Source organism: Microbacterium sp. NPDC057407, from assembly GCF_042803895.1.
In the GTDB taxonomy this organism is placed as follows: Bacteria; Actinomycetota; Actinomycetes; order Actinomycetales; family Microbacteriaceae; genus Microbacterium.
The window spans coordinates 1-21,628 of the sequence record NZ_JBHVCA010000002.1; the positions used below are offsets into that span (position 1 = coordinate 1).

Annotated in this window: 22 protein-coding genes and 1 tRNA gene; 19 read left to right on the forward strand and 4 right to left on the reverse strand. The window is 70.4% G+C overall.

Annotation, left to right across the window (positions count from 1 at the left end; translation table 11 throughout):
* The first annotated feature begins 105 nt into the window (after positions 1-105).
* The 17 genes from ACFUTX_RS04775 (at position 106) to ACFUTX_RS04855 (ending at position 17,267) form a co-directional block, all read left to right on the forward strand.
* Positions 106-1,677 carry a primosomal protein gene (locus ACFUTX_RS04775; protein ID WP_378861067.1) on the forward strand — a complete coding sequence of 524 codons (1,572 nt, stop codon included), beginning with the start codon at positions 106-108 and terminating at the stop codon, positions 1,675-1,677.
* Positions 1,677-2,711, forward strand: a complete 1,035-nt coding sequence (locus ACFUTX_RS04780; RefSeq protein WP_378861068.1) for an HAD-IIA family hydrolase — start codon at positions 1,677-1,679, stop codon at positions 2,709-2,711. Before ACFUTX_RS04775 ends, ACFUTX_RS04780 begins: the two co-directional genes overlap by 1 nt.
* A 39-nt stretch (positions 2,712-2,750) precedes the next feature.
* Positions 2,751-2,930: a hypothetical protein gene (locus tag ACFUTX_RS04785; protein ID WP_378861069.1), complete on the forward strand. Its 180-nt coding sequence runs from the start codon at positions 2,751-2,753 to the stop codon at positions 2,928-2,930.
* Entirely contained in the window at positions 2,927-3,727 is an 801-nt protein-coding gene (locus tag ACFUTX_RS04790) for a TlyA family RNA methyltransferase (protein ID WP_378861070.1), read from the forward strand. Before ACFUTX_RS04785 ends, ACFUTX_RS04790 begins: the two co-directional genes overlap by 4 nt.
* Positions 3,724-4,668 carry an NAD kinase gene (locus tag ACFUTX_RS04795; RefSeq protein ID WP_378861071.1) on the forward strand — a complete coding sequence of 315 codons (945 nt, stop codon included), beginning with the start codon at positions 3,724-3,726 and terminating at the stop codon, positions 4,666-4,668. Before ACFUTX_RS04790 ends, ACFUTX_RS04795 begins: the two co-directional genes overlap by 4 nt.
* Complete coding sequence (gene recN / locus ACFUTX_RS04800; RefSeq protein WP_378862832.1) at positions 4,665-6,353, forward strand: DNA repair protein RecN; 1,689 nt, start codon at positions 4,665-4,667, stop codon at positions 6,351-6,353. Before ACFUTX_RS04795 ends, recN begins: the two co-directional genes overlap by 4 nt.
* An 83-nt stretch (positions 6,354-6,436) precedes the next feature.
* Entirely contained in the window at positions 6,437-8,134 is a 1,698-nt protein-coding gene (locus ACFUTX_RS04805; protein ID WP_378862835.1) for a CTP synthase, read from the forward strand.
* The gene (locus tag ACFUTX_RS04810; protein ID WP_378861072.1) at positions 8,127-8,732 is read left to right on the forward strand and encodes an NUDIX domain-containing protein; all 606 of its coding nucleotides are present in this window, start codon (positions 8,127-8,129) and stop codon (positions 8,730-8,732) included. The genes ACFUTX_RS04805 and ACFUTX_RS04810 overlap by 8 nt, the downstream gene beginning before the upstream one ends.
* Before the next feature lies 1 nt (position 8,733).
* On the forward strand, positions 8,734-9,678 hold the full coding sequence (gene xerD / locus ACFUTX_RS04815; RefSeq protein WP_378861073.1) for a site-specific tyrosine recombinase XerD: 945 nt from the start codon (positions 8,734-8,736) through the stop codon (positions 9,676-9,678).
* A 47-nt stretch (positions 9,679-9,725) separates the two neighbouring features.
* Positions 9,726-10,631 carry a ParA family protein gene (locus ACFUTX_RS04820; RefSeq protein ID WP_378861074.1) on the forward strand — a complete coding sequence of 302 codons (906 nt, stop codon included), beginning with the start codon at positions 9,726-9,728 and terminating at the stop codon, positions 10,629-10,631.
* Entirely contained in the window at positions 10,615-11,460 is an 846-nt protein-coding gene (locus ACFUTX_RS04825; RefSeq protein WP_378861075.1) for a segregation and condensation protein A, read from the forward strand. Before ACFUTX_RS04820 ends, ACFUTX_RS04825 begins: the two co-directional genes overlap by 17 nt.
* Positions 11,450-12,097 (forward strand): SMC-Scp complex subunit ScpB, encoded by a 648-nt coding sequence (gene scpB, locus ACFUTX_RS04830; protein ID WP_378861076.1) that lies wholly within the window; start codon positions 11,450-11,452, stop codon positions 12,095-12,097. The genes ACFUTX_RS04825 and scpB overlap by 11 nt, the downstream gene beginning before the upstream one ends.
* Positions 12,094-12,921 (forward strand): pseudouridine synthase, encoded by an 828-nt coding sequence (locus ACFUTX_RS04835; RefSeq protein WP_378861077.1) that lies wholly within the window; start codon positions 12,094-12,096, stop codon positions 12,919-12,921. Before scpB ends, ACFUTX_RS04835 begins: the two co-directional genes overlap by 4 nt.
* Positions 12,918-14,042: a prephenate dehydrogenase gene (locus tag ACFUTX_RS04840; RefSeq protein WP_378861078.1), complete on the forward strand. Its 1,125-nt coding sequence runs from the start codon at positions 12,918-12,920 to the stop codon at positions 14,040-14,042. Before ACFUTX_RS04835 ends, ACFUTX_RS04840 begins: the two co-directional genes overlap by 4 nt.
* Positions 14,035-14,748: a (d)CMP kinase gene (cmk, locus tag ACFUTX_RS04845; RefSeq protein WP_378861079.1), complete on the forward strand. Its 714-nt coding sequence runs from the start codon at positions 14,035-14,037 to the stop codon at positions 14,746-14,748. The genes ACFUTX_RS04840 and cmk overlap by 8 nt, the downstream gene beginning before the upstream one ends.
* Complete coding sequence (gene der, locus ACFUTX_RS04850; protein ID WP_378861080.1) at positions 14,738-16,273, forward strand: ribosome biogenesis GTPase Der; 1,536 nt, start codon at positions 14,738-14,740, stop codon at positions 16,271-16,273. The genes cmk and der overlap by 11 nt, the downstream gene beginning before the upstream one ends.
* 91 nt (positions 16,274-16,364) lie before the next feature.
* A complete protein-coding gene (locus ACFUTX_RS04855) occupies positions 16,365-17,267 on the forward strand; it encodes an NUDIX domain-containing protein (protein WP_378861081.1) in 903 nt (300 codons plus the stop codon).
* 29 nt (positions 17,268-17,296) lie between these two features.
* Here the strand turns inward: ACFUTX_RS04855 and ACFUTX_RS04860 are convergent, their stop codons facing one another.
* The 4 genes from ACFUTX_RS04860 to ACFUTX_RS04875 all read right to left on the reverse strand — a co-directional run bounded on the left by ACFUTX_RS04860 (position 17,297) and on the right by ACFUTX_RS04875 (position 20,920).
* A complete protein-coding gene (locus ACFUTX_RS04860) occupies positions 17,297-17,665 on the reverse strand; it encodes an RNA-binding S4 domain-containing protein (protein WP_378861082.1) in 369 nt (122 codons plus the stop codon).
* Entirely contained in the window at positions 17,662-18,381 is a 720-nt protein-coding gene (locus ACFUTX_RS04865) for a lysoplasmalogenase (RefSeq protein ID WP_378861083.1), read from the reverse strand. The genes ACFUTX_RS04860 and ACFUTX_RS04865 overlap by 4 nt, the downstream gene beginning before the upstream one ends.
* Positions 18,382-18,464: 83 nt before the next feature.
* On the reverse strand, positions 18,465-19,052 hold the full coding sequence (locus ACFUTX_RS04870) for a GNAT family N-acetyltransferase (protein ID WP_378861084.1): 588 nt from the start codon (positions 19,050-19,052) through the stop codon (positions 18,465-18,467).
* A 77-nt stretch (positions 19,053-19,129) separates the two neighbouring features.
* The gene (locus ACFUTX_RS04875; protein ID WP_378861085.1) at positions 19,130-20,920 is read right to left on the reverse strand and encodes a hypothetical protein; all 1,791 of its coding nucleotides are present in this window, start codon (positions 20,918-20,920) and stop codon (positions 19,130-19,132) included.
* Between the two features lie 208 nt (positions 20,921-21,128).
* On the opposite strand from ACFUTX_RS04875, the gene ACFUTX_RS04880 reads away from it, so the two are divergent.
* Positions 21,129-21,202 (forward strand) — tRNA-Pro (locus tag ACFUTX_RS04880).
* 182 nt (positions 21,203-21,384) lie between these two features.
* Entirely contained in the window at positions 21,385-21,624 is a 240-nt protein-coding gene (locus ACFUTX_RS04885; protein ID WP_378861086.1) for a helix-turn-helix transcriptional regulator, read from the forward strand.
* The last annotated feature ends 4 nt before the right edge of the window (positions 21,625-21,628 follow it).

A 21,628-nucleotide genomic window follows, 5' to 3' on the forward strand; every position in this document is an offset into this window, starting at 1 on the left:
GAGAGTAGGACACCGCCGGACTTCCATTACCGAAATGGCCACCCAACGCAGGGTGGCCATTTCGCGTTAACCCACCACCCACCCACACCGGGAGGAACTTGAGACATGGTCGACCAGGAGTCACGCGACGACGCCGGCGGGCGCGCGTCCGACGCCCGCGAAAGCGGTCGACCGCCTCGAGCCCGCGACGCCGCCGCACGGAAGCCCCGCGCCAGCGGCGACCGCAAACCATATGGCAACCGTGACAGCAGCGACCGCAAGCCGTACGGGAATCGCGACAGCAGTGACCGCAAACCGTACGGGAATCGCGACAACGGCGACCGCAAACCGTACGGGAACCGCGACACCAGCGACCGCAAACCGTACGGGCCCCGCGCCAGCGGCGACCGCAAACCATATGGCAACCGTGACAGCAGTGACCGCAAGCCGTACGGGAATCGCGACAGCAGCGACCGCAAACCGTACGGGCCCCGCGCCAGCGGCGACCGCAAACCGTACGGGAATCGCGACAGCAGTGACCGCAAGCCGTACGGGAATCGCGACAGCAGCGACCGCAAACCGTACGGGAATCGCGACAGCAGTGACCGCAAGCCGTACGGCGGCGGCGACCGCAAGCCGCGCCCGGACCGGCCGACTCGCGGAGGGGCGGGACGCCCCGGCCGGGCAACGCGTCCCGAGGAGATCCGTCCCGTTCGCCCTCGGCACGACGACCCGGTCATCCCCGAGGAAGTCACCGCCAAGGACCTCAACCCTGGTGCGCGCAACGAGCTCAAGACTCTCAGCAAGGAGAACGCAGAGCAGGTCGCGCGACATCTGGTGATGGCATCCGAGCTCATCGACGACGACCCGGAACTCGCCCACCAGCACGCGCTCTCCGCCTCACGCCGCGCCGGCCGGATCGCCATCGTGCGCGAGACGCTCGCGATCACGGCCTATGCGACCGGCGACTACGCACTCGCGCTCCGCGAACTGCGCACCTACCGCAGGATCTCCGGCAGGGACGACCAGATCGCCCTCATGGTCGACAGCGAGCGCGGCGTGGGTCGCCCCGACCGGGCCCTCGAAGTCGGACGCAGCGTCGACCGCGCGAGTCTGCCCACCGACGTCCGTGTCGGCCTCGCGATCGCCATGTCCGGAGCGCGACTCGATCTCGGCGAACCCGAGCGCGCACTTCTCGAGCTGGACATCCCGGAACTCGACCCCGACCGCGCCTTTGAATGGAGTCCCGCACTTTTCGCCGCCCGAGCGACGGTCCTCGAAGAGCTCGGACGCGACGACGAAGCCACCCGGTGGCGCGAGCGTGCAGAGGTCGCTGCGGATGCGATCGACGCCGCAACCGGCGGCGGTGACCACGAGACGATCTTCATCGACGAGATCATCGAGGTCGACGACGAAGAAGGCGCCGAACCGCACGGCGCCGACGAAGAACGCTCACACGAGCATGGCGCGACTGAGCCGGAGACCGACGACGTCCGTACGCCGTCCGACCAAGCGGGCGAGCTCCCCGCTGCGGGGGACGCGGCATCCGACTCCGCCGATCCTGTGTCCGTCGCCGACGAGGTTGCGGAGATCCTCGCGGAGGCCGGCATCGACGGCGCACCAGCCGCGGAGGCTCCCGACGAGGACGCCGCTTCTGACGACGAGGTGACCGGCACGGACGAAGGCGCGTCGCGCTGATGGCGCTGTTCGGCCGCCGATCCCAGCCGACTCCGCTCGACGGTGTCGACGTGGTGCTCGCAGACCTTGACGGGGTCGTCTACGCGGGAGCGGGCGCTCTGCCGCACGCCGTCGAGAGCCTCACCCGCGCGCGCGACGGACGTGCACTCGGCTATATCACCAACAACGCATCGAGGACGGATGCCTCGGTCGCCGCGCATCTGTCAGACCTGGGCCTTGCGACACGGCCCTCCGAGGTCGTGACCAGCCCGCAGGCCGCGATGCGCCTGCTCGCGCAGCGCGTGAACCCCGGCGCGACCGTGCTCGTGGTCGGCGGGGACGGACTCACCGACGAAGTCACCAAGGCGGGATTCGTGGTCACCCGGTCCGCCGACGATCGACCTGCCGCCGTCGTGCAGGGGTTCGCTCCCGAAGTCGGCTGGACCCAGCTCGCCGAGGCCGCGTTCGCGCTCAAGGTGCCCGAGGAGGACGGCGGCATCCCCTGGATCGCCACCAACACCGACTGGACGATCCCCCAGGCGCGCGGCATCGCCCCGGGAAACGGCACGCTCGTGTCGGCCGTGCACACCGCGGTCGGCCGCCTCGCGACTGTCGCCGGCAAGCCCGAGGTCCCGATCTTCGAAGAGGCGGTTTCGCGGTTCGGGGCGAAGCGTCCCCTCTTCCTCGGTGACCGCCTCGACACCGACATCCTCGGCGCGAACCGCGCCGGCATCGCCTCGGCCCTGGTGCTCACGGGCATCGACCGCCCCAAGCACGTGCTGGCGGCGCCGGCCGGCTCACAGCCCACCTACATCCTCGGCGACCTGCGCGAGCTTCACGAGCCGTACCCCGAGATCCGGGTCGCGGATGGCGTGGCCACCGTGCGCGGCGCCGTGGTCGCCGTCGAGGGACCGGACGTACGAATCGTGTCGGCCGGCGACCGACCCGTCGATCTCCTACGAGCGGGGGCGGCGGCGATCTGGTCGACCGGCCGGGCGATCTTCGGATTCCGGGTGCCTGAGGAGCTCTACGCCGATCCGTTCCACCGGCCCTGATCTCCCGGCGACGTCCGCGCGGCCACGTATCCTGAGAGCATGGCCCAGACCGACGAGCACCGCAGCGTCCCCGACGACGGCACGGCCGATCTGCTCTCGGCCCTCGAGGTGATCGAGGCGCAGCCGCTCGCGACCCGCGCCGAGGCGTACAACGGTCTGCACGACACGCTGGCGCGCCGGCTCGAGGCGGCGCCCGGCGGCGACGCCGGATCCGCATGACGACGCGCCTCGATGCCGCGCTGGCCGCTCGAGGACTCGCCCGCTCGCGCACACACGCCGCCGCGCTGATCGCGGACGGCGTGGTCTCGGTGGACGGCCGGGTGGTGGTGAAGCCCTCCACGCCGGTCGCCGACGACGTCGACCTCACCGTCGCCGGCGGCGATCACTACGTCAGCCGCGCGGCCCACAAGCTCATCGCCGGACTGGACGCCTTCGGCATCGACGTCGCCGGACGCGTGGCACTCGACATGGGCGCGTCCACCGGCGGATTCACCCAGGTCCTTCGGGAGCGGGGCGCAGAGCCGGTGATCGCCGTCGATGTCGGTCACGGGCAGCTCGCGGCATCCGTCGCGCTCGACCCCGGGGTGATCTCGATCGAAGGGTTCAACGTCCGCTACATGACCCCCGAGTCGCTGGCGGAGGCGGGCGGCGTCGTCGCCCCTCCGGCGGTGGTGACCGGCGACCTGTCGTTCATCTCCCTGACCCTCGTTCTGCCCGCCGCGCGGGCGGTGGCCGCGCCCGACGCCGATCTCGTGCTGCTCGTCAAGCCGCAGTTCGAGGTGGGGCGCACCGCCGTCAAGGGAGGGCTGGTCACCGACCCCGCTGCCAGGGCCGATGCGGTCGCCGAGGTGCTGTGGTCGGCATGGGACCTCGGCCTGGGCACAAAAGGTGTCGTCGCGTCGCCGATCGTCGGCACGCACGGCAATTCCGAGTACATCGCACACCTCGCGCCGGGGCGCGGCGCCAATCCGACAGAATGGTTGAGCACTGTGAACCGACTCGCGGGAGCCCGATGACCCCCTCTGACGCGCACGCCGAGCGCAGCATCCTGGTCGTCGCGCACGCCCACCGCGAAGACACCGTCCTTGCGGCGGAGCGCGTGGTCACGGCCCTTCGTGCCGCCGGTGCCCGTCCCGTGCTCGCGGCCGACGACCGTGCGGAGCTGTCGGCGGTGAGAGCCGGATTCGAGGATGTGGCGGCTCTCGGCGAAGACGTGCCCATCGACGACGTCGAGCTGGCGATCGTGCTCGGCGGCGACGGCACGATTCTGCGTGCCGCCGAATTGGTTCGCGACGGCACGGCGCCGGTTCTCGGGATCAACATGGGGCACGTCGGCTTCCTCGCTGAGATCGAGCGTGACGACATGGACGACGCCGTCCGCCGGGTCATCGCCCGCGACTACCAGGTCGAAGAGCGTCTCGCGCTGTCGGTGCGGGTGAAGGATGCCTCGGATGCGGTGATCTACGAGACGTGGGCGCTCAACGAGGCCACGGTCGAGAAGGCCAGCCGTGAGCGCATGCTCGAAGTCGTCATCGAGGTCGACGGCCGTCCCCTGTCGAGCTTCGGCTGCGACGGGGTGGTCGTCTCGACGCCGACCGGATCGACCGCCTACAACTTCTCCGCCGGTGGCCCCGTGATCTGGCCGACGGTGGAGGCGATCTCGGTGGTGCCGCTGTCGGCGCACGCGCTCTTCGCCAAGCCGCTCGTGGTCGGGCCGGAGCACGCCGTGGCCATCGAAGTGCTCGAGCGCACCAACGGCGTGGGCATTCTGTGGTGCGACGGCCGGCGCTCTCACGACCTGCCGCCCGGCGCGAGGGTCGTGGTGCGCCGGTCCACGCGTCCCGTCCGGCTCGCGCGCCTCCATCCGGCACCGTTCACCGATCGCCTCGTGCGCAAGTTCCGTCTGCCGGTCGAGGGATGGCGCGGACCGGCCGCGATCACTGGGCCGACGCCGTGATCGAAGAGATGCGTCTGCGAGACCTGGGCGTCATCGCTGAGGCGACCCTGCCGATCGGTCCTGGGTTCACCGCCATCACCGGCGAGACCGGTGCCGGCAAGACGATGGTCGTCACGGGCCTGGGGCTGCTGCTCGGTCAGCGCGCCGATTCCGGCGCCGTCCGCTCCGGTGCCGCCCAGGCGACGGTCGACGGCGTGTGGATCGTGCCCGAAGCGGGCCCGGTGGCGGAGCGGGTGCGCGAGGCCGGAGGAGAGGTCGACCCTCTCGGCGACGGCACCGCCGAACTGCTCGTGGGTCGTTCGATCTCCAGCGAAGGCAGAGGCCGCGCTTCCGTGGGTGGCCGTGCGGCCCCGGCGGGGGTGCTCGCCGACCTCGCGGACGACCTGGTGGTCGTGCACGGCCAGTCCGACCAGCTGCGGCTGCGCAGCGCCGCGGCGCAGCGAGAGGCGCTCGACCGCTTCGGCGGTGCCGCTGTCGCCGATGCGCGCGGACGCTACCGCGAAGCGTACGAGCGGTGGCGGGCGATCGATCGCGAGCTGTCGTCCCTCGTCGACGACCGCGACGCCCGGGCGCGAGAGGCCGAGGAGTTGCGCGCCCAGGTGGCCGCGATCGAAGAGGCCGCCCCGCAGTCCGGGGAGGACGTCGAGCTCACTCTGCGGGCCGAGCGTCTCGCGAACGCCGAAGAGCTGCGCCTCGCCGCGGCCACCGCCCACGACGTGCTGTCCGGAGAGAGCGAGCCCGACGTGTCGTCGCTGCTCGCCGAGGCGCGGCGTGCTCTGGAGCGCGCCCACGACCCGGTGCTGGAGGACCTCGGCTCGCAGGTCGCCGAACTGGGGTACCGCGCAGCCGACATCGCCGGCGCTCTCGCCGGCTACCTCGCGGATCTCGACGAGTCCGGACCCCACGAGCTCGCCGCCGTCGAGGAGCGGCGCGCGATCCTCGCATCCCTCGTCCGCGCCCACGGATCGCTCGACGCCGCGATCGGTCTTCTCGACACGGGTTCCGCCCGCCTGGCGGAGCTCGATGACGACAGCGACCGCGTCGAGCGCCTGACGGCGGAGAGGGAGGCCGCGGCATCCGTCCTCGACGAGGCGGCCGCCCGATTGACCGAGGCCCGCACCGAGGCGGCGGAGCGGCTGGCGGCGGCGGTGACCTCCGAGCTGCGGGCCCTGGCGATGCCGGACGCCCGGCTGACCGTTGCGGTGTCGCCGGGAACCGAGTCCGCGGCCGGACGCGACGACGTCTCGATCCTGCTGTCGCCGCACACCGGCGCGGAGCCGCGCCCCGTGGCGAGGGGCGCGTCCGGGGGAGAGCTCAGCCGGGTCATGCTCGCGATCGAAGTGGTGATCGCCGGGGTCGACCCGGTGCCGACGTTCGTGTTCGACGAGGTGGACGCGGGGATCGGCGGCGCGGCCGCGATCGAAGTCGGGCGCCGGCTCGCGCGGCTCGCCCAGTCGTCACAGGTCATCGCGGTCACCCACCTGGCGCAGGTGGCGGCCTTCGCGACGAACCACCTGACGGTCGTGAAGGCGGGAGACGGGTCGGTGACGGCGTCCGACGTGCGACGTTTGGACGGCGCGGATCGTGAAGCCGAGATGGCGCGCCTGCTGTCGGGGATGCCTGACAGCGAGGCGGCGTTGACCCACGCACGTGAACTCCTCGACCTTCGGATCGAGGGAGCGTGAGGCCCGAAGCTCCGCCGCTGCGGCGGGCACGCCGCCGACGGTCAGGCTCGAGCACTCGACGTGAGATAGGATAAAAGCCCGTGATGCAGACTTCGGATTCTTCCCACGGCGACTCTTCCAACGACACCACCAAGCACATCTTCGTGACCGGAGGTGTCGTTTCGTCATTGGGCAAGGGCCTGACCGCGGCCAGCCTCGGCAACCTGCTCACCGCTCGCGGCCTTCGCGTCGTGATGCAGAAGCTCGACCCGTACCTGAACGTCGACCCGGGAACGATGAACCCGTTCCAGCACGGCGAGGTGTTCGTCACCGACGACGGCGCCGAGACCGACCTCGACATCGGGCACTACGAGCGGTTCCTCGACATCGAGCTGAGCCAGGCGGCCAACGTCACGACGGGCCAGATCTACTCGCAGGTCATCGCGCGTGAGCGTCGCGGCGAATACCTCGGCGACACGGTGCAGGTGATCCCGCACATCACCGACGAGATCAAGCGCCGCATGCGCCTGCAGGCGACCGAGGAACCCCGCCCCGACGTCATCATCACCGAGATCGGCGGAACGGTCGGTGACATCGAATCGCAGCCGTTCATCGAGTCGGCGCGTCAGATCCGTCACGAGCTGGGCCGCCAGAACGTGTTCTTCGTGCACGTCTCGCTCGTCCCGTTCATGGGCGCGTCGGGTGAGCAGAAGACCAAGCCGACGCAGCACTCGGTCGCCGCCCTGCGCAGCATCGGCATCCAGCCCGACGCGCTGGTGCTTCGCAGCGACCGGCCCGTCACCGAATCGAACAAGCGCAAGATAGCGCTGATGTGCGACGTGGATGAGGGCGCCGTCGTGAACGCGGTAGACGTGCCGAGCATCTACGACATCCCCTCGATGCTCAACGAGCAGGGTCTCGACGAGTACATCGTGCGGGCGCTCGGGCTCGGCCGGGCGGCCGAGGTGGACTGGTCCCGGTGGGAGCGGGTGCTGCAGGCGGTCCACAACCCCAAGCACGAGGTCACGATCGGTCTCGTCGGCAAGTACATCGACCTACCCGACGCGTACCTCAGCGTCACCGAGGCGCTCAAGGCGGGCGGGTTCGCGCAGGAGACGCACGTCAACATCCGGTGGATCCCGTCCGACGAGTGCGAGACGCCCGAGGGGGCGGCGAAGGCTCTGGCCCCGCTCGACGGCATCGTCATCCCCGGAGGGTTCGGGATCCGCGGCATCGAGGGCAAGATCGGAGCGCTGAGGTTCGCTCGCGAGCAGGGCATCCCGACGCTCGGGATCTGCCTGGGCCTGCAGTGCATCGTGATCGAGTACGCGCGGCATGTGGCCGGCATCGAGGATGCCTCGTCCAGCGAGTTCGACCCCGACACGAAGCATCCGGTCATCGCCACGATGGCGGAGCAGATCGACATCCTCGAAAGCGGCGACATGGGAGGCACGATGCGCCTCGGCCTGTACCCGGCCGAGCTCGCCGAAGGGTCGATCGCCGCCGAGGTGTACGGGTCGACGCGCGCCGAGGAGCGCCACCGTCACCGGTACGAGGTGAACAACCGTTACCGGCAGCAGATCGCCGACGCGGGCCTGGTGTTCTCGGGCATCAACCCCGACCTCGACCTGGTGGAGTACGTGGAGCTGCCGCGCGAGGTTCACCCGTACTACATCGCCACGCAGGCGCACCCCGAGCTGCGGTCGCGGCCGACCGACGCCAACCCCCTCTTCCGTGGACTGGTGGGTGCCGCGCTCGAGCGTCACCGTGCCAGCGAGCTGTTCGACGTCGAGAATGACTGACGCCGGGCCGGGCGAGCCGCTTGCGGACGAGCCGCTGTCGCTCGACGTGGTCGACAGCGACCTTGTCTACGAGGGGCGCGTGTGGGACGTCCGCAGCGACACGCTGGACTACAACGGCGACCGGATCGTCCGTCAGTACGTCGACCATCCCGGTGCGGCCGCGATCGTCGCGCTCGACGACGACGATCGGGTGCTGCTGATCCAGCAGTACCGGCATCCCATCCGCCTGCGAGACTGGGAGATCCCCGCGGGACTGCTCGACGTGGCGGGGGAGTCGCCGCTGGAGTCCGCGCGGCGCGAGCTCATCGAGGAAGCCGACCTGGTCGCCGACTCGTGGGAACCGCTCGTCAGCATCTTCACCACTCCCGGCGGCAACGACGAGGTCGTGCACCTCTTCCTGGCTCGCGGTCTGTCCCCGTCGGGACGTGCGCATCCGCGTGAGGCCGAAGAGGCCGACATCCGGGTCGAGTGGGTTCCCCTCGCCGAGGTGGTGTCGGGGGTTCTGGCGGGCCGGCTGCGCAACGGCATCCTGGCGCTCGGCGTGCTCACGGCCGCCGAGAGGCTCCGCGGCGACGGCGCGGTGGCCGCCGAGGGCTGACGTGCGGCTCGAGCGCGCGGTGGACGCGTACCTGCGTCACATCACGATCGAACGAGGACTGTCGGGCAACACGGTCGCCGCGTACCGACGCGACCTGCAGGGGTACGTCCACTGGCTGGCCGAGCGCGGCATCGAGACCACCGATGCGGTCTCACCCGAGGTGGTGACGGCGTTCGCCGCCGAGCGGGCGTCAGCCCAGCCGCCGGTGGCCGCGTCATCCCTCGCCCGTCTCCAGTCGTCGGTGCGCGGACTCCACCGCTTCCTTGCGCGCGAGGGGCTGGAGCCGGTCGATCCGTCCGCTCGGCTGCGTCCCCCGAAGCAGCCCCGGCGATTGCCGAAAGCGCTCACGATCGACCAGGTGGTGCAGTTGCTCGACGCGTCCGGTCCGGCGCCGCAGACGGCGACGGATGCCGCGTCCCCGCCGTCACCGGGCGACCTCATCGGTCTGCGCGACCGGGCGCTTCTCGAACTCCTCTACGCCACGGGCGCCCGCGTGTCGGAGGTCGTTCAGCTCGACGTCGACGACCTGGCCCACGGCGATGTGGTCCGCGTGCGAGGCAAGGGCTCGAAGGAGCGGATCGTCCCCGTCGGGTCGTACGCCCGGGCGGCGGTGGATGCGTACCTCACGCGCTCGCGCCCGGAGCTTTCCCGGCGCGGTCGCGCCACACCGAAACTCTTCCTGGGAGCGCGCGGCGCGCCCCTTTCGCGCCAGTCGGCCTGGCTGGTCATCCAAGCGGCGGCGGAGCGCGCCCAGCTGACCGCGCACGTGTCGCCGCACACGCTGCGTCACTCGTTCGCCACGCATCTGCTGCAGGGCGGGGCGGACGTGCGGGTCGTGCAGGAGCTTCTGGGGCACGCCTCGGTCGCGACGACGCAGATCTACACGCACGTGTCGGTGGACGCCCTGCGTGACGTCTACGTCACCTCTCACCCGCGCGCCCGCTGACTGCTCCCGGGGGAAGCCCCCGCCCGTGACTAGAATCGGTGCACGGCATGGGAAAGTCAGGAGAGTCTGTGGCGGGCAGCAAGCGGGGCGCGAAGACGGCCTCAAGCGACGAGACGCCGATCGGTCCCACCGGCCGTCCGTATCGCGGCTTCCCGACCCCGCCGAAGCTCGACGGACACGGCCCGGCGCGGATCATCTCGCTTTGCAATCAGAAGGGCGGCGTCGGCAAGACCACGACGACCATCAACCTCGCGGCGGCGCTCGCCAGCTACGGGCGCCGGGTGCTGGCGGTGGACTTCGACCCCCAGGGCGCGCTGTCGGCGGGTCTCGGCATCGCGACGCACGAGATCCCGACGATCTACGACCTTCTGCTCGACAGCAAGCGCGAACCGCATGACGCGGTGGTGAAGACCCGTGTGGAGGGCCTCGACGTCATCCCCGCGAACATCGACCTCTCCGCCGCCGAAGTGCATCTGGTGAACGAGGTCGCCCGCGAGCAGACTCTGGCGCGTGCGCTCCGCAAGCTCGCACCCGAGTACGACGTGATCCTGGTGGACTGCCAGCCGTCACTGGGGCTGCTGACGGTGAATGCGCTGACCGCCAGCCACGGCGTGATCATCCCGCTGGAGTGCGAGTTCTTCGCCTTGCGAGGCGTCGCGCTGCTGATCGAGACGATCGACAAGGTGCGCGACCGGCTCAACCCGACGATCACGCTCGACGGTGTGCTGGCCACGATGTACGACCCCCGCACGCTGCACTCTCGTGAGGTGCTGGAGCGCGTGGTGGACGCCTTCGGCGACGACGTGCTCGAGACGGTGATCGGGCGCACCGTGAAGTTCCCCGACGCATCGGTCTCCGGCATGCCGATCACCGAGTTCGCGCCCGAGCACGCCGCCGCGCAGGCCTACCTGCGGCTGGCGCGGGAGCTGGTCGCCCGTGGCGCCGTCGCCTGAGAACGTTCCGCCGCCGGAAGAGGTCACGCCGTCGGGCGAGCAGCCCGCGGAGGGCTTCCGCGTGTCGCTCGGCGTGTTCGACGGGCCGTTCGATCTGCTGCTGACCCTGATCTCGAAGCACGAGCTCGACATCACGGAGGTCTCGCTGTCGCGGGTCACGGACGAGTTCATCGCGTACCTTCGCGAGCTCGGGCCGGACGAGGAGTTGAAGGAGGCATCCGAATTCCTCGTCGTGGCCGCCACCCTCCTCGACATGAAGGTCGCGGGGCTCCTGCCGCAGGGAGAGCTCGTCGACGCGGAGTCGGTCGCGCTGCTCGAGGCGCGGGACCTGTTGTTCGCGCGGCTGCTGCAGTACCGGGCGTTCAAAGAGGTGGCGGTGTGGTTCGAGCGGTGCCTTCAACGCGAGGACCGCCGCCACGCGCGCTCGGTGCCGTTGGACGAGAAGTATCGTCGCGCCGTTCCCGAACTCGTGTGGACGCTGAGCGCCGACGACTTCGCAGCGCTCGCGCTTCTCGCGATGACGCCGAAGGAGATCCCGCACGTCGGTCTCGACCATCTCCACGCGCCACTGGTGAGCATTCGTGAACAGGCGGCCGTGGTGGTGACGCTCCTGCGTGATGCGGGGTCGCTCAGCTTCCGCGAACTGGTAGCGGGCGTCACGCAGCCGGGCGTCGTCGTGGCGCGCTTCCTCTCGGTGCTGGAGCTCTACCGCCACGCCGCCCTGTCCTTCGAACAGCTCGAGCCGCTCGGCGAGCTGACGCTGCGCTGGAGCGCGCAGCGCTGGTCCGACGAGAACCTCGCCACCCTGGGAGCCGACTATGACCGATAGCCCCGATCTGCGCGTCCCCGACGTCGACGCCGCCGCGACCGACGACGCCCCCCGCCCGGCGCCCACGACCGACGTGGCGCGGCGGCTCGAGGCGATCCTTCTCGTGGTCGACGAGCCGCAGAGTCTCGTGAGCCTCGCCACCGCCGTCGGGTCGCCGGTCCCGGCGGTGCGGCAGGCGATCGAAGGTCTCGTCGCCGACTACGACGGCCTCACGGGCGGTCCGGTGCGCGGGTTCGAGCTGCGCGAGGTCGGGGGCGGCTGGCGACTGTACGTGCGCGAGGAGCACGACGACCTCGTGAGCGAGTTCGTCAACGCGCAGGCGCCGTCGCGCCTGTCGCAGGCCGCCCTCGAGACTCTCGCCGTGATCGCCTACAAGCAGCCGGTCACCCGCGCGCAGGTGGCGTCGATCCGCGCCGTGAACGTCGACTCGGTGGTGCGGACGCTGGTGTCGCGCGGGCTGATCACGGAGCTGTTCACGGATGCCGAGACCGGCGCCATCAACTACGGAACGACCGATGCGCTGCTCGTGCATCTGGGGATCAACTCCCTCGACGAGCTGCCGCACATCTCGCCGCTGCTGGACGGTGCGGACGAAGTGGGCCGGATCGACGGCATCGACGGGGAGGTGCGACGGTGAGCGGCGGCGCGCCGGGCGCGGCCGACGCCCCGGAGGGCGTGCGGCTGCAGAAGGTGCTGGCCAATGCCGGCGTCGCCTCGCGGCGCGTCGCCGAGCAGCTGATCGTGGAGGGGCGGGTGCGCGTCAACGGGGTGGTCGTGACCGAGCTGGGGTCGCGGATCCACCCCGAATCCGACCTGGTCGACGTCGACGGGACGGCGGTGCAGCTGGACCAGTCGAAGCGTTACGTCATGCTCAATAAGCCGACCGGCGTGGTCAGCTCGATGAAGGACGAACGCGGTCGTCCCGACCTGCGCCGGTTCACGAAGGACTGGCCCGAGCGCCTCTACAACGTCGGGCGACTGGATGCCGAGACCAGCGGTCTGCTCGTGCTCACCAACGACGGCGAGCTCGCGCACGTGCTCGCGCACCCGTCGTTCGGGGTGACCAAGGTGTACATCGCGAAGGTCGAGGGGAGGGTCTCGCCGCAGACCATCCAGCGTCTGCTGCGCGGGGTCGACCTCGAGGACGGGCGCATCGCCGCCGACAAGGCGCGCCTCCTGTCGAGTTCGGCGGAGGGCGGAGGGTCGCTCGTCGAGCTGACCCTCCACTCCGGCCGGAATCGGATCGTGCGCCGGATGATGGCCGAGGTCGGGCATCCTGTCGTCGAGCTCGTCCGGCGGCAGTTCGGACCCCTCCACCTGGGAACACTGCCAGCCGGGCGTGCACGCGAGTTGACTAAGGTGGAGCGGGGCGCTCTGCTGACTCTCGCGCGTCGCGCGACGGGCGATGCGTCCCCGCACCCCGACGGCCCCGAGCCCCGGGGCGACCTGGAGAACGAGTGACCGAGTCCACCCTGACGTCTGCGCGCGCGCGTGCCCCTCGCATCCAGGGCACCGTGCGCATCGTCGGCGCCGGCCTGCTCGGATCGAGCATCGGGCACGCGCTGACCGCGCTGGGCGTCGACGTCGCACTCGACGACACCTCTCCCGCGCAGCTGCGTCTCGCGATCGACTACGGCGCGGGACGCCGGGCGGCCGACGACGATGCGCCGGTGCTGGTGGTCGTGGCGGTGCCCCCGGACGTCACGGCCGACGTCATCCAGCGCGAGCTCTCGCGCTTCCCGCATGCGGTGGTGACGGATGTCGCCAGCGTCAAGCTCGAGCCGCTGCGCACGCTTCGCGAGCGCGGCGCCGACCTTACGCACTACATCGGATCGCACCCCCTCGCGGGCCGCGAGCGCGGGGGAGCGATCGCCGCGCGCGCCGACATCTTCATCGGCCGCCCGTGGGTCGTGTGCCGCGACGGCGAGACGCCCCCGGGCGACCTGGCCGTGGTCGAGGCGCTCGCCCTCGACCTGGGTGCGACGCCGGTGGAGATGAGCCCCGACGAGCACGACCGGGCCGTCGCGCTCGTGTCGCACGTCCCGCAGCTGGTGGCGAGCCTGCTGGCGGGCCGCTTCGTCGACGCTCCGGAGGGTTCGCTGGGCCTCGCGGGTCAGGGCGTGCGCGATACGACCCGGATCGCGGCATCCGCCCCCGAACTGTGGGTGCAGATCCTCGGAGCCAACGCGGCCCCCGTCGTCGACATCCTCGACGCGCTCGCCGCCGACCTGGGCGACGTGGCCGACGCGCTGCGTGCTCCCGACGAGCCGGGGGCGCGGCGGACCGTCGCCGACACGATCCGCCGGGGCAATGACGGGGTCGAGCGGCTTCCTGGCAAGCACGGCCAGAACCGACGGTTCGAGCAGCTCGTGGTGATGGTCGACGACACCCCGGGGCAGCTCGGCCGCCTGTTCGGCGAACTGGGCGAGCTCGACGTCAACGTCGAGGACCTTCGACTCGAGCACTCACCGGGCGCGCAGTTCGGCCTCGCCGAGATCAGCGTCGTGCCCGGCGCGCTCCGACGCGCCGTCGAGGGCCTCGAGTCCCGCGGCTGGAAGATTGCGAGCACAACGAATGACTGACCTGTCTGCGTCGAGCGGCCCGCTGGTCGTCGCGATCGACGGTCCTGCCGGCAGCGGCAAGTCCAGCGTCTCGAAGCAGGTCGCACGGCTCCTCGGCTTCGGGTTCCTCGACACCGGCGCCGCTTACCGTGCCCTCGCGTGGCTGGCGCTGGAGCGCGGTGTCGACACGTCGGACTCGACGGCGGTGCTCGACGTGATGGGCGACTTCGACTATTCGATCTCGCTGGACGCCGACGAGTTCTGGGTGCGCGTCGGCGCGACCGACGTGACCCGGGCCATCCGCGAGCCCCGCGTCTCGGAGGCGGTGAGCGGCGTCGCCCGGGTCCCGGCCGTCCGGCAATCCGTCAACGCACTGTTCCGCGCGCTCGTGGCGGCATCCGATCGCCCCGGCGTGGTCGTCGAGGGCCGTGACATCACCACTGTGGTGGCCCCGGATGCCCCGGTGCGCATCCTCCTCACCGCGGCGCCGGACGTGCGGGCTGCGCGGCGCAGCGCCGAACTGACGGGTCAGGATGCTGCGGCGGTCGCCACGGCGCTTCACCAGCGCGACGCCGCCGACTCGACGGTGGTCGACTTCCTCACCGCCGCGCCCGGAGTGGAGGTCGTCGATTCGACCGACCTCGACTTCGACCAGACCGTGGACGCCGTGATCGGCGTCATCCGCACGAAAGTGCCTGCACAGACAGGAGCGCACGATGGCAGCTGAGAGCCGTGACGCCGAAGAGTACGAACCCGGCGACGACCATCTCGCCGAGAATCTGGCTTCGCTGGACGAGGAGCTCGCCGAACAGCGGGCCGCGGCCCTGCGCGCGGGGCTCGAGGACTACGACCTCGACGAAGAGGACGCGGCGCTCCTCGAAGGGCTGACGCGCGGCGAGGATGGGATCGAGTACCTTCCGGCGCTGCCGGTCGTGGCGATCGTGGGCCGCCCGAACGTCGGCAAGTCGGCGCTCGTCAACCGCATCCTCGGACGCCGCGAGGCGGTCGTCGAGGACACCCCCGGCGTGACCCGCGACCGCGTCACCTACAAGGCGGAGTGGATGGACCGGCGCTTCTCGCTGGTCGACACCGGGGGCTGGGAACCTGACGCGAGAGGGATCGACCGGTCGGTGGCGGCGCAGGCCGAGGTGGCGATCGACTTGTCGGACGTCGTCCTCTTCGTCGTCGACGCGATGGTCGGCGCGACGTCGACCGACGAGCACGTGGTGCGGCTTCTGCGCAAGAGCGGCAAGCCGGTGTTCCTGGTCGCCAACAAGATCGACGACGCCCGGCAGGAGCCCGAGGCCGCCGCGCTGTGGAACCTCGGACTGGGCGAGCCGCATCCGGTGTCGGCGATCCACGGCCGAGGCGTGGCCGACCTGCTCGACGAGATCATGAATGTGCTCCCGGACGTGTCGGCCGTGGCGAAGCACGAGATCGGCGGTCCCCGGCGGGTGGCGATCCTCGGCCGACCCAACGTGGGGAAGTCGTCGCTGCTGAACAAGGCTGCCGGTGAGGAGCGCGTCGTCGTCAACGAACTCGCGGGCACGACACGCGACCCGGTCGACGAGATCGTCGAGGTCGGCGGCAAGCTGTGGCGATTCGTCGACACCGCCGGCATCCGCCGCCGCGTGCATCTGCAGCAGGGGGCGGACTTCTACGCTTCGCTGCGGACCTCCGCGGCGCTCGAGAAGGCCGAGGTGGCGGTCGTCGTCCTCGACGTGAGCGAGCCGATCAGCGAGCAGGACGTCCGCATCATCGACCTGGTGCTCGAATCGGGTCGCGCCCTGGTGCTCGCCTACAACAAGTGGGACCTCCTGAACACGCCGGAGTTCGAGGATGCCGAGCGCCGGCGCTACCTCGAGCGCGAGATCGAGCAGGACCTCGCCCACGTGGCATGGGCGCCGCGCGTGAACATCTCGGCGCGGACCGGTCGTCACCTCGACAAGCTGGTCCCGGCGCTCGAGACGGCGCTCGAATCGTGGGATCAGCGGATTCCGACCGGCAAGTTCAACGCGTTCCTCACCGAACTGGTCAACGAGCACCCTCACCCCGTCCGGGGCGGCAAGCAGCCGCGCATCCTGTTCGGGACGCAGGCGTCGACCCGTCCGCCGACCTTCGTGCTGTTCACGACCGGCTTCCTCGACCCGGGCTATCGCCGGTTCATCCAGCGTCGCCTGCGCGAGCTGTACGGCTTCGAGGGGTCGCCGATCGTCATCAACATGCGGGTGCGGGAGCGCCGGCAGCGCTGAGCCGCGGCTCGCTCGCCTGAGACGAACACGGCGGCGAGTCATGCGGCGACACTCCCGAGCCGCTCGTGCCGCAGTGTGACAGGCTGGCAGGGTGACCATCGAGCCCCCCGCGCCCGGCGGGCCGCCGCGACCTCTCGGGCCCCGCGACCCGGGTGATGCCTGGGTGGTCGCCCCGACGGGCGAGCGGTACTGGGGCAGATTCGGGGCCGCGGGGCTGCTGGCGGTCGATCCGGACCACGGCGTGCTGCTGCAGCACCGCGTCTCCTGGAGTCACTTCGGCGATACGTGGGCGCTTCCGGGCGGTGCTCGGCACGAGGGCGAGTCGGCGTGCGATGCGGCACTGCGCGAAGCGGCGGAAGAGGCGGGGGTTCCGGGCGGTTCGATCCGGCCGCGGTTCCTGTCGGTGCTCGATCTGGGGTACTGGAGCTACGCCACGCTGGTCGGTGACGTCGTCGTGCCGTTCGAGCCCACGATCAGCGACCCCGAGAGCCGGGAACTCGCGTGGGTGCCCGTCCCCGAGGTGGGGAGCCGCCCCCTGCACCCGGGGTTCGCGGCGTCGTGGCGCGGACTGCGGAACTCCCTCGACGTGCGACCGGCGCTCGTCGTCGACACTGCGAACGTGGTCGGGTCCGTTCCGAACGGCTGGTGGCGCGACCGGGCCGGCGCCGCGAGCGGTCTGCTGGCGCGGCTGTCGCATCTCGCCGTGGAGGGAGTCGCCGCTTCGGAGTTGGGCCTGCCGGAGCATACGTGGTTCCCCGAGTGGGTCGCGGTGCTGGAGGGTCAGGCGCGTGCGGCCGAGGACGCTCCGCACATCGAGGTGATGCGGGCCGAGGCATCCGGTGACGATGCCATCGTCGCGCAAGCCGGTCGGCTCGTCGCGGCGGGCCGATCTGTCACGGTGGTCACGAGCGATCGTGCGCTGCGCGAGCGGGTGACGGATGCCGGGGCTGCCGTTCGCTCGCCGGGCTGGCTGCTCGGCCTCTTGGGGGAGTGAGCGCTCTCGTCGTCGACGGTTCGTCGCGCTCAGCGGCCGCGCAGACGGTCGATGTCTCGTCGCTCTCGCTTGGTGGGGCGTCCGGCGCCGCGGTCGCGGACCGGCACGAACGCCGTCATCTCGCGAGGTGGCGGAGGTGGCGTGCGGTCGTCGACGGCCTCGGCGGCCACGGCCGCGCCGACCCGCTTGGTGATCGGCCGCTTCACCACCAGGATGCGGTCGAAGCCGGCGATGCGGACGCGCAGTTCGTCCCCCGGTCGCACCGGCTGGGCAGCCTTGGCGCGGTCGCCGTTGACGCGGACGTGGCCCGCGCGGCACGCGGCCGTCGCGGCGGACCGGGTCTTGTAGACCCGGACCGCCCACAGCCACGAGTCCACCCGGGCGGAGGCATCCGTCACGCGACCGCCCGGGACGGGACGGCGTGAGTCTCGCCGGTGCGGGTCTCGGCCGTCGCCTGCGCCATGGCGCGAACGCGCTCCGGCGCTGACAGCACGACGCCCGCGGCGAGCAGTCCCTGACTGAGGCAGTAGGTGGCCATCGCGAGCGGGCTCGACCATGCCGGGAGCACGCCGGGCATGAACAGCTCGAAGGCGACCACCGTGTCGGCGACCACGAAGAATGCGCCGCCCCATCGAATGAGCCGGTGGCAGCGGGCGGCGCCGATCGCCGTGCCGGCGAGGAGGAGGCCGTACAGGGCAACCGGGATGAGAAGAGCGCCGAGATCGGCCCAGAGGACCGCGAGGAGAGCCGCCCACCAGACGCCGTAGATCACGGTCCACAGCGGCACGCGTCGTTCGGGCAGGACGCGCCAGAACAGCCAGATGTAGCAGACATGTGCGAGCGCGAAGAACAGCACCATCAGGGGAACGAAGTCGACTCCCGGGAACAGTGGTCCTGCGCCGTCGCCGATCCACGAGAAGCCGATGGCGGTCAGCAGCAGGCTGTGTGCCGGAGTCCAGTGCCGGTGCCCGGACCAGACGACCGCGAGGGCGAGGAAGGGCATGAGCATGAGCTTCGTGGGTCGCGCCGCGTCGTGCGCGTCGATCGCCAACGCCCAGACGTGGACGACCGACGCGAACGCGAACGGCACGAACGCGATCCAGAGTCTCGGCATTGTTCTCCTCGGCAGATGTGCGGGGGAAGTGTCCATAGTGGCACGGACCGGCTGTCTCGTGACGGCCGGAGCAGAAGTCGATGTCATTCGGATAGGTCGAGCGCCATGATCGCCAGGTCGGGTCGGGGCCTGGCGACCTCGCGGAAGCCCAGAGCCGCGAACGTCGAGACCACCCCGTGGAAGAGGGAGTTCGACGTCTTCTTCGGCCCCGCGCCCGGGTCGAGCGGATACCCCTCCACGACGCGTGCGCCGCCGTCACGAGCGAAGTCGACGGCGGCGGCGAGCAGTCGCTCGTTGAGCCCCTGCCCGCGGTGCTCCTTGCGCACGACGAAACAGCTGACCGCCCACACGCTCTCGTCGTCCCATGGCTCGGCGGAGCCGACCTGGAAATGCCGGGTGCGAGCGAGCCGCACCTGTCGCGTGCGGGGCCCGACCCGCACCCAGGCGGCGGGCTCGCTGTCGACGTACGCGATCAGCCCTGGCGGCGGTCCGGCGTCGACCTCGCTGCGGAAGAGGCGGGCGCGCTCGTCGGATGTCGCAGCCTGGAACTGGGCGTTCGTCAGGGTCCACCACTGACATTGGCAGCTGCGGCCGTCGCCGCCGTTGTCGAAGGCGGCCTGGGCGTCGCCGAACCGGTCGGGCGTGGCCGGTGCGATGCTGATCTGCGGCATGAGAGCGACAGTATCGATGACGTCGGACAGAGGTGAGGGTGCGCCCGCGCCGAGCGCCGGCGCACCCTCACCGGGTGTCAGCCGACCTTCTTCCAGGTGCCGCAGCCTCGAGACGTGAAGCCCTTGTCGCTCGAGAGGATCGCGAGCTCCAGACCGACCTTGCTGACGCTGCCGTCGAGAATCACGTCGTCCTCGTAGATCCCGCTGAATCCGCCGTGGATAGCGACGTAGCAGCCTCCGGCTGTGAAGGGACCCACGGCTTTCCAGATGCCCGGACGCATGTCCTTTCCGACGATCCAGGTGCCGTTCGTCACCGACGTCACCAGGTTGGTGGCCGGCCTGTTCCACACGCCGCATCCCTGGGTATAGAAGTGGGTGTCCGAAGCCGAGATGGTCACGACCTTGCGGCCTCCGAAGCTCCCTCCGTAGAAGAAGTTCCAGCCCAGCGCACCTTCCTCGACGCCGACGTTGTCGTCCGAGCGGCGTTCGAAGTAGCAGTTGACTCCGCCGGTCGCCACGTAGGTGCCGGGCGCGATGGTCGTGCCCACCTCGAAGAGCCCGTCGGTCCTCATCGTCGCCGGCGGCAGGATCGCCGCGGTCGACGAGCTGGTCGCGGTGCGCGTGAAGTAGCCCGAGCGGGTTCCGACGATCTTCACCGAGAGCGAAGCCCCGAGGTCGTTCGAAGTGAGCCGGTAGGTCGCGTTCGTCGCGCCTTCGATGGCGACGCCGTTGCGGCGCCACTGGTAAGTGAACGCTGCGGTGGGCGACCATGCCGTGACCTTCGCCGCGATCACGCTTCCGACGCGCAGCGTGCCCGAGATCTTCGGCGCGGAGATCGCCGTGAAAGGACGCTTGACCGTGGGCGTCGATGCCGTACGAGTCAGAGTCTCGTAGCCCGAGCGGCGGGCCGTCACCGTGACGCTCAGCACCTTGCCGAGGTCGGCGGTCGTGATCTTGTAGGTCGCCGACTTCGCGCCCGAGATAGGCGCACCGGAACGGCGCCACTGGTACGTGATGTTCGCTGCGGGGGTCACCGTGCCCGGCTGCGCCGTCAGGGTCGCGCCCACGTACGCGGATCCCTTGATGCTCGGCTCGACCGTGCTGACGAACGCGGCGCTGCCGACGATCAGCGAGGGCGACACGCGCTCCACCGTCGTGTACCCGGGGAGCGTCGCCGTCACGACGGCGGTGAGGCTCTTGCCGAGCGTCGAGGCCGTGGGCGCGTAGGTGGCGGCCGTGACCTTCGAGTAGACGACGACGTTATCGGCGCCGACGATGCGCCACTTGTACGTGAAGGTGGTTCCCTCCGGCCATTCGCCCGGGTCCACGGTGAGGGGCGTGTCGACCGTTGCGGTGTCGCTGTCGAGAACGGGTTCGGATCCGTTCAGGATGCCCGGGCCTATCGCGGTCGTCGATGCCGCGACGACGGACGCCGGCGTCAGACCCTCGAACGAACCGGTGGCCACCGCCCAGACGTACTTGCCCACCAGGCTGCTGTCGAGCTCGAGCGAGGATGCCGTCGCGTCAGCGATGAGCGCGGCGGTCGGATTCTGGTCGACGCCCTCCACGGGAGCGGCGTAGGCCTGGTCGGCGCTCCACCACTCATAGGCGACAGTGGTCTCGGCCGGGGTCCAGGCATCCGCCTCTACCGTCACCGTTCCCCCGACGACGAGGGAGCCGGCGAGGGTCGCACTGGCGGGTGCTACGACGGAGGTGGGCTCGACATCCTCGGCGACGGCCGCAGCCGGCGCTGACGTGACGATGAGCACCGAAGCGGCGACCATCGCGAGGGCGGTGAAGAGGGTACGGCGAGGGGATGAGCCTCTCCGAGCCGACGGCTCGGCGGAGACGTCATGACTCTTGATCATGTACTTCCGTTTTCGATTGGCTGCCCGCGGACTGGGGCCGCGGAGTCGGCCAATTCTAGAGTTCGAGCAGCCCGAGATTCGGTTGCCTGTTGATAACGTTTTCCGCAAGGTTGCCGCAGGCGCGGCTCGCCCGGCGGTCGGCCGTGTTTCGCGAGCCGTGAAGACCTCGGGTAGGATGGGGGAGTTGTCCGCGCTCCGGCTCGGGCATCGGGATGTGGCGCAGCTTGGTAGCGCACTTGACTGGGGGTCAAGGGGTCGCAGGTTCAAATCCTGTCATCCCGACCGGAGAGTCCCGGGAACCTAAGGGTTCCCGGGACTTCTTAGTTGGTGAAACATGACCCTGTCACCGAATTCCTACCTAATTGACCGTCTTCGGCGCCTCGGCAATCAGTCGGCATCGGCACGCGCGAGTTCGCGGCGGTTGTCTCCGATTGATCGTGCGACGCCCGGCGCACCTATCTGGTATGAACGCAAACGACAGCCTCTCCCTCGAGATGTGGGGCTTGGAGCAGCTTCTCGACATCAACGAGCTCGCCGCCTATCTTCGCGTTCCCGTCTCGACGATCTACGAGTGGCGGATGAAGGGTCGTGCACCGCGAGCTCACCGATACGGCAAGCATCTGACGTTCGCTGTCTCGGACGTGCGTGCTTGGGTCGACGCTCAGCGAGAGCCCGAAGCGTCGCCACTCGCCGATCGGCGGTGACCCG